The 7,733-nt window shown below is 30.2% G+C and carries 6 protein-coding genes; all 6 read right to left on the reverse strand.

Features of this window, described 5'->3' with window-relative positions; genetic code table 11:
* Positions 1–19: 19 nt before the first annotated feature.
* A complete protein-coding gene (locus tag EC396_RS13965; RefSeq protein WP_129367211.1) occupies positions 20–2,977 on the reverse strand; it encodes a TonB-dependent receptor in 2,958 nt (985 codons plus the stop codon).
* Between the two features lie 315 nt (positions 2,978–3,292).
* On the reverse strand, positions 3,293–4,942 hold the full coding sequence (locus EC396_RS13970; RefSeq protein WP_129367212.1) for a DUF6377 domain-containing protein: 1,650 nt from the start codon (positions 4,940–4,942) through the stop codon (positions 3,293–3,295).
* A 699-nt stretch (positions 4,943–5,641) separates the two neighbouring features.
* Positions 5,642–6,574 (reverse strand): HipA domain-containing protein, encoded by a 933-nt coding sequence (locus EC396_RS13975; RefSeq protein ID WP_129367213.1) that lies wholly within the window; start codon positions 6,572–6,574, stop codon positions 5,642–5,644.
* On the reverse strand, positions 6,564–6,899 hold the full coding sequence (locus EC396_RS13980; RefSeq protein WP_129367214.1) for a HipA N-terminal domain-containing protein: 336 nt from the start codon (positions 6,897–6,899) through the stop codon (positions 6,564–6,566). The genes EC396_RS13975 and EC396_RS13980 overlap by 11 nt, the downstream gene beginning before the upstream one ends.
* A gap of 3 nt (positions 6,900–6,902) precedes the next feature.
* Entirely contained in the window at positions 6,903–7,121 is a 219-nt protein-coding gene (locus tag EC396_RS13985; RefSeq protein ID WP_129367215.1) for a helix-turn-helix domain-containing protein, read from the reverse strand.
* 126 nt (positions 7,122–7,247) lie between these two features.
* Positions 7,248–7,451, reverse strand: coding sequence for a hypothetical protein (locus EC396_RS13990; protein ID WP_129367216.1), 204 nt, complete (start codon positions 7,449–7,451; stop codon positions 7,248–7,250).
* Positions 7,452–7,733: the final 282 nt, after the last annotated feature.

Below are 7,733 nucleotides of genomic sequence, written 5' to 3' on the forward strand. Positions count from 1 at the left end.
AATACTATTTCTTTAGTTATTAAAATGTAGCGTTGATACCAAAAATGATGTTTCTTGTTTGAGGATATGTTCCGTAATCAATTCCTCTAACAGAATTACTACCGCCAAAAGCATTTACTTCAGGATCAAAACCTGAATAGTTTGTAATGGTGAATATGTTTTCGCCTGTAGCATAAATTCTTAAACTTCCCATTTTAAGTTCGTCCATTATTTTTTCAGAAAAATTATAGCTAAGTGTAATGGTTTTAAATCTTAAGTAAGAGGCATCTTCAATAAATCTGGTTGAAATTCTTGAGTTGTCTGTGCTTCCCCAAGTTGCTTTTGGAATACTAGTTTCGTCTCCTGGATTTCTCCATCTGTTTAAAACGGTAAGCGATTGGTTTTTTGGATCTAGCATACCTTCAGCTTCAATTTTAGTAGCATTTAGCATATCATTTCCTTGAGAACCTTGTAAAAATACAGTTAAACCAAAACCTTTGTAAGAAACTTCATTGTTGAAAGAATAAAAGAAATCTGGGTTTGCATCACCAATTATTTTTCGGTCTTCAGCCAAAGGAGAAAAAGTTGCTTCACCTGCATTGTTAATGTAATATGCATTACCTGTAGCGCTATCCACACCGCCAAATTCATAACCATATAAAGTTCCTAAAGGAAGCCCTTCTCTAATTAAACTAGCATCTCCTCTTCCTGCAATTCCGCCTTGGAAAATTTCTTGTCCCACCAAATTAATCACCTCATTTTTATTGAATGAAATATTTAAAGTTGAAGACCAAACCACTTCTTTATCAATGTTTATGGTATTTAAACCAAACTCTAAACCTTTGTTTTGAAGTTCGCCAATGTTTTGGATAGCACTGTCAAAACCTGTGCTTTTTGGTAATGGAGCATTTAATAATAAATCGCTTGTGTTTTTAACATAAGCATCGGCAGTAAAAAGGATTCTGCCATCTAATAAACCTAAATCAATACCAATATTTGTTTGCTGAGATTCCTCCCATTTTAGTGCTAAATTTTCAATAGAAGCAGGGTAGGTACCTGGCATAGTGATACCACCAATAGGGTAATTTGCACCACTACCAACTCTACCTAAATAAGCATAATTATTAATTTGGTCATTACCTACAATACCCCAACCAGCTCTTAATTTAAGGTTGTTAATTGTTTTAGATTGGTTTAAGAAATTTTCTTCGGAAAGTCTCCATCCTAATGAAAATGAAGGAAAATATCCCCAACGATTGTCGGGTCCAAAAATACTTGAACCATCAGCTCTAAAGTTAGCAGTTGCTAAATATTTATTGTCATAATCGTAGTTGATTCTACTAATAAATGAAGAATTTGCTTTTTCTGATTTGTAAGCGGTAGCAGTAATAATTTCAGAACCACCATTTACAGTTTCAATACCATCACTCGCAAAATTTCTTCTTTCAATAGCACTGTTTTCCCAGTAGTTTTTTTGACTAACAGCACCAATTAAAGCTTCAACTTTATGTTTTTTAATTTCTTTATTATATTTCAACGTATTTTCAAAAATATAATAGAAAGAATTATCTGTATTGTATTGACCTCTACCTTTTAAAGCTCTACCATAACTGGTTCTGTATGGATCTAAAAAATAGTCATAAATTCCGTTACTGTCGTCAATACCATAATTTGATCTAAAGGTAAAATCTTTTAAGAATTCAATTTCTAAATAAATATTTCCAAGAAATCTTCGGTTGTTGTATTCTCTTTCGCTACCATCAGTACTAGCTATTGGATTTTCCCAGTTTTGAAAAGGGTTGCTTGTAAAAGTTCCGTCACTATTGTAAATTCCAATAATGCTTGGTGTATTTAAAGCACCTAATAAAACACCACCAGAATTTACACTCGAATTGTCGTTAATATCAACATCAGAATATTTTGAATAGGCAACTCTTGTTCCAATTTTTAACCAGTCGCTTACTTTTTGTTCCAAATTAATTTTGAAGTTGGCTCTATCCATTTCTGAACTTCTTACAGCACCTGTTTGTTTTGTGTAACCTCCTGAAAGGTAGTAGTTTGTATTGTTGCTTTTTCCGCTCATAGAAACTTGGTAGTTTTGAGATAAACCAGATTGAAAAATCTCTTTTTGCCAATCTGTATTTTTATTGTATTTATCCCAATCAGTATTTTGACCCATTTCTGTCATTAAATCTCTATACTGCTCTCCGTTTAAAACCGGTAGCGTATTCCAAACCTGAGAAACACCAGCATAAGTGTCGAGTGTAATTGTAGGTTTTGCAGAAGTACCTCTTTTAGTGGTAATAATAACAACACCATTGGCTCCTTGGGCTCCGTAAATTGCGGCTGAAGAAGCATCTTTTAAAATGGTAATACTCTCAACATCAGAAGGGTTGATAGATCTTGTGTCGGTAGTAGGAACACCATCTAAAACATACAAAGGCTCACTTCCTGCGTTGATTGAATTTGTTCCACGAATACGAATACTTAAGCCTTGTGATGGCTTACCTGAACTAGAAAGTACCTGAACACCAGTAGCTCTACCTTGAATTAAAGAAGCTACTTGCGTATTTGGTCTTGAATCAAAATCTTCGGCTTTAACAACAGAAACAGACCCTGTAATGTCTTTTTTTTGTTGAGATCCATAACCTACAACAACAACTTCTTCCATTGCCATAACATTTTCTTCTAAAACTGCATCTATGTTGGTTTTTCCATAGACATTAATTTCAACAGTTTTCATACCAACATAACTAAATATTAGTATTGCGCTAGATGGATTTTGAATAGAGAGTTGATATTCTCCATCAAAATTTGAGGTTGTTCCTGATGAGGCTCCTTTTAATAAAATAGAAACTCCAGGTATAGGTTTACCTGCACTGTTTGTTACTTTCCCTTTTACTGAACTTTGCTGTGCATAAGTTGAAAAGGAAATTAACAAGATTAAAACAACGTATCTAAACGATGCTTTTAAATTTGGACATTCATTAAATTTCATGTTTGATTGTTTTTAATGATAATTATTAAGTTTGTTTTGCATTTGCACATTGTGTGCTATTTAATTTCTATATCGATTTCGTGACTTTTAAATACAAGTCATTTTAATTGATGATGTAAAGAAATTGTAAAAACAAGCGTATTGCTATTTGAAGTAGTGTTAAAGTGGATGTTTTGGATACTAAAAAACACATAAAATATTAATATATAATATGTTATGTATTTTTTTGAAATAAAAAAAAGTGGAAATTATAACTTATAAATTGGTTATATTTAACATTATTATGTATAAATTTACCTTTATACTAGGTTGGATTTATTTTTTAGAAGCACCAATTTTCATCACTTCATTTTCAAAATTATCTCTTGGAACAGCAGCGTTATTTTTAATTTTAACGCGGTAATTGTAAATTGTATTTACAGAATAACGAAGTAATTTGGCAATTTTAGAACTGTCTGTAATTCCTAAACGTATCAAAGCAAAAATACGAAGTTCAGTATTTAAAAATTCTTTGTTTTTAAGCGTTATTTTTCCTTCTTCAACCAATAAATCATTTAATTTTTCAACAAAATTTGGATAGATATGTAAAAAAGTGTCGTCAAAATTTTTGTAAAAAAGTTTTAATTCTTCCTGAATTAAATGGTTTGTTTTTGTTTTTTCAAATAAGTCAGCTACTTTTTTTGTTACAATATGTTTTTTGACCATTTTTCGATAAGTATCTAACTTGTCTATATAATTTGAATGAATATTTAAAAAAGTGCCAATATAATGTTCTTTAACCAAGCTAGATTCTGAAAGATCATCATAAAGGTTTTCTAATTCTTTATTTTTTTTGTTTAGTGTAATGTTTAGATCTTTAAGTTGTTCATTTGCTTTTAGTAACTCGTTTTTTGCGCGTCCCAAACGTTTCATTTGGATAAAAATATAAAAAACGGTAAGTAGTAAAATTAAACCAAGAACACTAATTATAACAAGAAACGTTTGTAACTTTTCCTTTTGTTCTTCAATTTGCTCTTCATATGCTTTTGTAATATCTGGGAGGATATTTGAGATTAAAATAAATCGAAGTCTGGAATTGTAAAAATCAGCATCTTCAAATGAAAAGTTTATGTATTTATGTGCCCTGTCAATTTTATTTTCTTCAAACAATAGCATTGCTAGTGATGAGAGCGACGCATTGTCTTTAACAGCCGATTTAATATCTGAAATGGCAGATAAGATTAAATATTTTTTTTGTTCGGTTTTATTGGCGTCAAGTTCATAACAAAGTGACCTTTCAAAAGTAACCTGAGAATATGTTCTTGTTCCTATATCTGAAATTGCAAGTCGGCGATCATTTATTTTTAAAGCTTCCAGCAATTGCCTATTGTCTCTAAATCTCGATTCAATAATAGCTAAATGGTCTTCGGTACTGGGATCTAATCTTGCTAGTAATGAATCTGTATAAGTTTTGTAATAGTTTTGGTATTTTTCTTTATTTTCAATTGCTAATGAATAAAAACTTAAATCGGCAAATATTTTTTTATAATTGCTGTAATAATTATTCAATAATTTTTCTGAAAGACTACTTCTTTCAATTTCGTTTAAAATATCAATAGCCTCTTCATACCGTCCTGAAGAAGCTAAAAGTTTTGATAAATTTAGTTTTGATTCGTCTATAAAATACAGGTTATTTAAGTTTTTTGCTATGGAAATATTTTGCTCTATATAAAACAATGTTTTGTCAAAAGAATAGGCTTCATATTCTTCTATAATATTATTGTTGATTTGATAAATTTGTTCAATGCTAAGACTTTCATCTTTAAATAAACTTTTTAAATTGTTAATGCGAAGTTCTTTTTGAATGTCGTATTCATTACGGTTAGCCATTGTATTTTCCAATACAAGAAGTAGTGAATCAATTTCTTTTTGAGCGCAAATAAACTGAAACGAAAAAGCAAAAATAATGAAGGTAAAAATTCTCATAAGTACTCATTTTTTTCAAAAATAAGAAATATAATTATTACAAAAATTTATATGGAATTTCATTTTAAATAATTTTGTATTGTTTGATTGTTTAGTACAATTTTATTTTAAGTTGTGGGTTTATACCAAACTATTTATTTTATTTGTTTATCCACTATTTTAATAAACTATTTATATTTTATCTTAGAAGTCAATGCAGTATCGTTTTGTAAGAAAGGGGATGTTTAGGAATGGATAAGGTATGTCATTTCTTATATTTTTTTGTTTATAGTATTTTATTTAAAACGAATAAATTTAATATTTCACTTAATTTACTTCGAACTTTGTTGCGGTATCTTTTCTCAATTTCCTCAGTGTTGAAGTTGCTTGTAAGGTTCTTTTTTTAAATTAAAAAGGGGATGAAAGGAAAAATTTGAATCCGTTTTATTGAGTTTAAATATTGAATAGCCTAAAATAAAAAAGCTCTTATATTTCTATAAGAGCTTAGATTTAGTGACCTCGACAAGATTCAAACTTGTTTCCTATGTATCAATGTTTATAAGCGATTAGAGATGTCAAAGAAGTTGAGGTGTCCATTTAACTACCATAAAAAATGACCTTTTTTTAGTAGCTTTTTTCCTTCATTTTGAAATATAAAAATACAACTTTCAATTGACTAAATAGCACTAAACAGTATTAAATTTTATGATTTTTAAAGATTTAGTTAAATAAAATAGCTGCTCTTTTGCTTACTATTTTAATATAATTTTCTTTCATTTTTTCGGAAAGAAAAGATGTGTTTACAATCTTTATAATTTCTTGTTGACTATTTTTAAACCGTTTAAAAACACCCTTTATTTGTTTGTCGTTTAAGGCTAAATTTTGACCTAATTTTATAAAATCTTCTTTGGATAATTTATTCTTTTTTCCTCCCAAGGTCAATGCCAGTTCTTCTTTGTCTTCAGGATTTACAATTGCAACATTTAACAAATCGTAGGCAGGTGCCAAAATCCAATTGGAATTGGTTTCTATCATTGAAAAGTTTTTTAAATGCATATCATTGTTTCCTGTTAAAAAACTAAATACAGTTATTTCAAAAAAGAAAAGTTTATCCAATAAAGTATTGCTTGAATATTGACCTAAGGCTTTTCCAATTTTTTCCATCGAGCTTTTGTATTTATCAAAGGCTTCAGTAATTTGAAACATATCCAACATATGAATTTTTTTTCCATCTTCTGTTCGGTCGATTCGTTTTGTGATGTACGATAATTCACCCGAATTTAATCGGATTAAAGAGGAGGGAACCGTCTTGATTTTTAAATGTTCGGCCAAACGCATTGTTAAATGTTCATTTGCTGGCATTTCTGGGAAATCATTAGAAGGTGGTTTAAAAATATAGTTTCCACCCAATGCTCCAACAACAGTTAAGCGCTGATCTTTTGCGTGCTCGTCAAAAGTCATAGATAATTTTGGTTGTACTCCAGGAACTGAAATACTTCGTTCTACAACGTTTTTAGCCAAATCAGTCATTTGTTCGAATGAATAATTTAGTTTTGGAGCTTCTTTTGTTCCAAAAAAAGCGAGACTACATTTTTCGTGAAAGTCGGTTTCTGAAGCTAATTCTTTATAACAATATAAACACTTATGCTTCATTTTCTTCCTTTATTGGTTGAACACTTACAGCTCCAATGCAGTTTTGACAACAAGCCAATAACAAGCCCATTCTGTCATTTGGATTTATTTTCCAGTTTTTTGATGCAATATTTAACAACCAACCTTCAGGAATTAATCCTTCAAAAAAGGGAAATAAACGATTGCTTTTATAAGGTTCTTCTCGAACGGGTAAAGTAAATGTGATAAATTGATTTGGGAAATTATGTACATAATCACTTGTGTACGTAAAAGTATATTCCCCATCATTGGTTTCAACTAAAGTACCTGCAAGGGTGGTGTCATATAAAATGTGTGCACTTCTCATAGTTTAACTATTAGTTATTTCATTTTCTTTTAAACTTACTGGCGCTAATTTGTGCCCAAACATTTGAAGTACTAAATTTACCTTATCCATATTCAAATTGGTTTTGCCCTGTTCAATTTTACGTATAACGGTTAAGGCAACACCAGTCCTTTCAGCGAATTCTTCCTGAGTTAAATTCACTTCTTTTCTACGTTCCTTTACAAACTTCGCTAAGTCTTTCATTATATGCTTTTAAGTATAATATAATGTAAATGTAATAAATTATATGTAATTGCGTATATTTTAGGTTGAAATTATTAATTTATATGTAATAGCATATAAACTAATAAAAAAGGTAGGGGAGCTGTCTTATGAAACTTTCTGCAAATACTCATTTACAATTTCCACATTGATACCACTGTATTCTGCAAATTCTTCTGAAGTAATAAACTGATGACGCTCCTTCCCAAAGTGAAGTTTTATTTCATTGAGTAATTTACGTCCATAGCGTTCAGTTCTGCCGGTGATGCACTGGATGTCTTTTGGGTATATGCAGGCTCTAACTATTTTCATTGTTTTCATACACTATCCATACTTTATCCTAGGAGTATCTATGCTTTATCTATACTGCACCTTTTCGGAAGAAAAGGAATGTTTAGGAATGGATAACTATTGGTTTTTTAATTTTTACCTAAAGATAAGTTGCTTTGTTGAGAATTAAAAATTTTATACAATTATGGCTAGACAAAATGGCATTATTAAGTTAAAAGGAACTATCGGGGATATTTCTTTTTACAAAACTGGAGATGGACACCTTGCCCGTGAAAAAGGTGGTGTTGATGCATCTCGAATTGC

This window comes from Lutibacter sp. HS1-25 (assembly GCF_004121075.1).
In the GTDB taxonomy this organism is placed as follows: Bacteria; Bacteroidota; Bacteroidia; order Flavobacteriales; family Flavobacteriaceae; genus Lutibacter.

Excerpts from the sequence above, each read along its gene's own strand:
- EC396_RS13965 (WP_129367211.1), bottom strand. The coding sequence starts at position 2,977 with ATGAAATTTAATGAATGTCCAAATTTAAAAGCATCGTTTAGATACGTT.
- EC396_RS13970 (WP_129367212.1), bottom strand. The coding sequence starts at position 4,942 with ATGAGAATTTTTACCTTCATTATTTTTGCTTTTTCGTTTCAGTTTATT.
- EC396_RS13975 (WP_129367213.1), bottom strand. The coding sequence starts at position 6,574 with ATGAAGCATAAGTGTTTATATTGTTATAAAGAATTAGCTTCAGAAACC.
- EC396_RS13980 (WP_129367214.1), bottom strand. The coding sequence starts at position 6,899 with ATGAGAAGTGCACACATTTTATATGACACCACCCTTGCAGGTACTTTA.
- EC396_RS13985 (WP_129367215.1), bottom strand. The coding sequence starts at position 7,121 with ATGAAAGACTTAGCGAAGTTTGTAAAGGAACGTAGAAAAGAAGTGAAT.
- EC396_RS13990 (WP_129367216.1), bottom strand. The coding sequence starts at position 7,451 with ATGAAAATAGTTAGAGCCTGCATATACCCAAAAGACATCCAGTGCATC.